Annotated in this window: 2 protein-coding genes and 1 pseudogene; all 3 read right to left on the reverse strand. The window is 63.7% G+C overall.

All coding sequences use genetic code 11. The features are described 5' to 3' along the window. Positions 1-515 (reverse strand): annotated as a pseudogene (locus ACRDU5_RS12080) (hypothetical protein); the annotation flags it as partial. 810 nt (positions 516-1,325) lie between these two features. Further along, the gene (locus ACRDU5_RS12085; RefSeq protein WP_526614770.1) at positions 1,326-2,276 is read right to left on the reverse strand and encodes a carbohydrate kinase family protein; all 951 of its coding nucleotides are present in this window, start codon (positions 2,274-2,276) and stop codon (positions 1,326-1,328) included. Beyond that, positions 2,273-2,902: mannitol dehydrogenase family protein (locus ACRDU5_RS12090; protein WP_526614771.1), on the reverse strand; the 630-nt coding region annotated here is incomplete at its 5' end. The genes ACRDU5_RS12085 and ACRDU5_RS12090, both read right to left, overlap by 4 nt.

The following is a 2,902-nucleotide window of genomic DNA, read 5'->3' on the forward strand; positions in this document are numbered from 1 at the left end:
GCCTGGGCAGCTGCGAAGGGCCTTTGGGCGACCTCAAGAACCGGCGTGAGCTGCCCGCCGAGTATCAGGGGAATGAAAGCGAACGCCACGTTAACGAGTGTGCCGACGTACGCAGTCTCCAGATCGCCCTCGGAGAGCGCAGTCAGAGCGTCTTCGATTGTCGTCGGCAAGTCTTGGGCGATGGTCCCGAGGACTCCGCCGAGTGCGGTGGCGAAGGTTGCGAACGCTTCGGCGGTGCCGAATTGGTTCGTCAAGAGCTGCGTAAGGATCCGCGCCGGGTTGTCGATTTCGCTTCCCACGGACGCTTCGATGAACGCGGTGAGCTGGTCGAAGACCGGGCCGAAGACAGCCAGCGGGTTGTCGATCGCCGACAACGCCACCTGCGCGTTAGACACGACGCGCGTGGTGGCTTCTTGGACATCGGGTAGTGGCGGAGCGACGGGGGACACAGCGATGACGCTGGCCCCGACTAAGGCGACGCCCGCCGTTGTATATGGACGGAGTGCTGCGTGCATTAACGACTCCCTTACTGAGCGTTGTGATGCCGGACACAGGGCAAAGTACCTCAAAGCAACCGAGGAATCGCGCATTTCGCAAATAATTGACGCGCGCGTACTGCGCAGCGAATTCAGGGACAGCTGCTTTCGCTGAAAGTAGCTGTTCAGGTAACCCTCATGGTCGGTACAGCAAACTAATGCCTCTGGTGGACTAATTGCGTAGGCAATTACCGGCGAGTAGTTCTGGAACAGGTTTCACTATTTGCCACACGACCCCTGCAGTCCCCCAATCACGCACGCTAGCTGCACAGAATCGAAAATCAGAGTTTGCTGGTGTCTTCGCTAAGCAACTGGCAGTTTGAACGCGTGGTCAACTTTGCGGCCGGCCCCTGGCCCCAGTGGGACAACCCCCGCCGATCAACGATGAGTGTCATCGAGTGTCGCCAACTGGTTGGTCGATCGAGCATAGCCATTTCGCAGAATGAGCTACTGACAGGCAATCCAGCTAACTCCTGCCTTTATTCGCTGACAAGGACTGAACGAATTGGGCCATTTGTTCAATAGGCTTACTCATTTGCGCGCACCGTATGGTGTCCACCTGCGCTGCATCACGACGCAAACAATTGGCATGTAGCGCCAAATTCCACTGCAAACTCTGTGCAAACCTTGGTGCGGCACCGGCCGCCCTGCGAACTGGACTGCGGTAACAGTCGGCCGAATACCAGTGATCCAGCTGGCATCCAGTGCCGCTTCGGCGGCAGCAACGAAGGCCGCCTGATGTCGAGCAACCGTGGCGAACCGCGGACAGCGATCCGTGGTGGCGCTTGCTCAGCGGTGCACCGAGTCGGCGGCCGCGGCGTCCCTGCTCGCTCGATCGGGTAGGTCGGCCCCGGCGCGGGCAATCGTTAGGGCCGAGGAAAGTGCGGCGGTGTGCAGCACGCCGGTCAGCGCGTCGATGCCGATGCGGCGCAGCGCGGGCCGCCGGTCGGCGCCGAGCAGACCCAACGACCACAGCGCGTCGATCACGCCCGTCATGAACGCGTCGCCGGCACCCACGGTGTCCACCACTTCCACCGGCCTTGCCTGCATGCGGGCCATCCCGGCGGCGCACATCGCGAACGCGCCGCGCTCACCCATCGTTACCGCGACGATTGCCGGGCCCAATCCCAGCCAGGTCCGCGCGATCTGCTCGGCGGAGCGATTGGGGTCGATCCAGCGCAGGTCCTCGTCGCTGGCCTTGACGACATCGCAGCGCTCGACCAGCCGGTCGATGCGGCTGCGCGCCAGCCCCTCGTCCTGGATCAGTGCCGGCCGAGCATTCGGATCAAACGTGATGGTGGCCGACACGTGGTAAGCATCCAGCAGCGCGGCGGTCGCCCGGCAGCCGGGCTCCAGCACCGCAGCGATCGAGCCCGTGTGCGCCACCAGCGGCGGAGCCACCTCCGTGGTACCCGCCAATTGCCAGTCGATATCGAAGACGTAGTGGGCCGAACCGCTCGCGTCCAGCGTCGCCAACGCGGTGGGAGTGTGGTCCGCGCTGACACTGCCCGTGACCAGTTGTGCACCAGACTTCTTGACGTACTCCGCGATCTGCCGGCCGCGTGGGTCATCACCGATATGGGTGAGAAAGTCGACGTCGCGACCGAGCCGTGCCAAACCGACCGCGACATTGAGCGGGCTGCCGCCGACATGCTCCCCGATGATTCGGCCCTCCCGCTCGACCATGTCGATCAGTGCCTCACCGATGACCAGGGCGCGCCCCGATCCTCCGGAAGTCATGGCGACTCCTTCCGCAGCAGGTTCTCCAACGTCGCCCTCGCGCCGTGGGCGTGTAGGGAATCGAGTGCCCACAGGTATGCCTCGACGAAACGCGGAGAGGTGGCAAGATCCCCGAACACCCCGGTGTTTTCGATGAACGCGGTCGGGTTCTCGCGTTGTGACCGGGCCAGCGGAACCAGCGTCTCGGCCAGCTGGTCTTGGACGTCGATCGGGTCCCCCTGCTCGTCTACTCCTTCGGCGTAGCGGGCCCAGCTAGCGACAGTGGCCGCCGACAACCGGACCGGGCCATCGGCGGCCAGGTTCGCGCGCAAAACGGGAAGCAGCCATTTCGGGATGCGGTCCGAGGAGCCGAAGCACAGCCGGGCGATGGTGTCGCGCACGCCGGGATTGGCGAACCGTTCGATCAGCGTGCGCTTGTAGTCGGGCAGGTCGATGCCGGGCACCGGGCGCAGCGTCGGCGTCGCTTCGGTATCCATGTACCGCATCAGGAACTCGGCGAACAGCGGGTCACCCGCCGCTTCATGCACCAGCCGGTATCCGCTGAGATACGCGAAATAGCAGAGGCTTTGGTGGCTGGCATTGAGCAGCCGCAGCTTCATCTGCTCGTACGGCGTCACGTCGTCGAC

The sequence above is a fragment of the Mycobacterium sp. genome, assembly GCF_050701515.1.
Classification (GTDB): Bacteria; Actinomycetota; Actinomycetes; order Mycobacteriales; family Mycobacteriaceae; genus Mycobacterium.

Bases quoted from the DNA above. Each gene is read 5' to 3' on its own strand.
- ACRDU5_RS12085 (WP_526614770.1), bottom strand. From the start codon at position 2,276: ATGACTTCCGGAGGATCGGGGCGCGCCCTGGTCATCGGTGAGGCACTG.